General features: G+C 62.6%; 1 pseudogene. It reads right to left on the bottom strand.

From position 1 onward, the window contains the following. Positions 1-12: 12 nt before the first annotated feature. A pseudogene (locus BGN95_RS12915) lies at positions 13-1,082 on the bottom strand (DNA-directed RNA polymerase subunit beta'); the annotation flags it as partial.

Raw genomic sequence — 1,082 nt, 5'->3', positions numbered from 1 at the left:
GACGGCTGGATATCAATCCAGATCTTCGGTGGTGAAGTCTTCACCCTGCACGGCACCGAGCGGATCATCGCCCATTGCCGCTTCCGGACCTTCCTTCAGTTCCGCAGCATGCTCTTCTGCTGCGGTCTGCGGCGCGACGAGGTGAACCTCGTTGGCAACGCGCATGGCGGCCCGCAGAGCAGCGTCGCGGCTGTTGGCTGCGATGCGCATGCGGTTCATGGAGGCGCCGGTGCCGGCCGGGATCAGGCGACCGACGATCACATTCTCCTTGAGGCCGATGAGCTGGTCCTTCTTGCCCTGAACGGCCGCCTCGGTGAGGACGCGGGTCGTTTCCTGGAAGGACGCTGCCGAGATGAAGCTGCGGGTCTGCAGCGACGCCTTGGTGATGCCCAGCAGGACAGGCTTGCCTTCAGCCGGCTTCTGGCCGGGCGATAGGCGATCATTGGCCTCGTCCATCTCATCGCGATCGACCTGTTCGCCGGCGAGCAGCGTGGTGTCGCCGCCGTCGGTGATCTCGACCTTCTGCAGCATCTGACGAACGATCGTTTCGATGTGCTTGTCGTTGATCTTCACGCCCTGGAGTCGATAGACTTCCTGGATTTCGCTGACCAGATATTCAGCCAGCGGCTCGATGCCGAGCACTTCCAGAATGTCATGCGGATCCGGCGAACCACCGATCAGGTTGTCGCCACGCTTCACGTAGTCGCCTTCCTGAACGTCGATCACCTTGCTCTTGGGGATCAGATACTCGACCGGCTCGCCGCCATCCTCGGGAACGATGGCGATCTTGCGCTTCGCCTTATAGTCCTTGAGGAACTGCACGCGGCCCGATGCCTTGGCAATGATGGCATTGTCCTTCGGCTTACGCGCTTCGAACAGTTCGGCAACGCGCGGCAGACCGCCGGTGATGTCACGGGTCTTTGCGGCTTCGCGCGAGACACGTGCCAGCACGTCACCAGCCTGAACCTGTGCGCCATCCTCGACCGAAAGCGTTGCGCCGATGGCCAGCATGTAGCGCGCAGCTTCGCCCGACGTGTCGTCGAGCAGGGTGAGGCGGGGACGCAGATCGTCCTTGGCACGAG

It is taken from the genome of Sphingomonas sp. 66-10, from assembly GCF_001897045.1.
GTDB classification, from domain to species: Bacteria; Pseudomonadota; Alphaproteobacteria; order Sphingomonadales; family Sphingomonadaceae; genus Sphingomonas; species Sphingomonas lycopersici.
The sequence above is the reverse complement of the archived record's forward strand: the minus strand, read 5'-3'. Positions and strand labels throughout refer to the sequence as shown.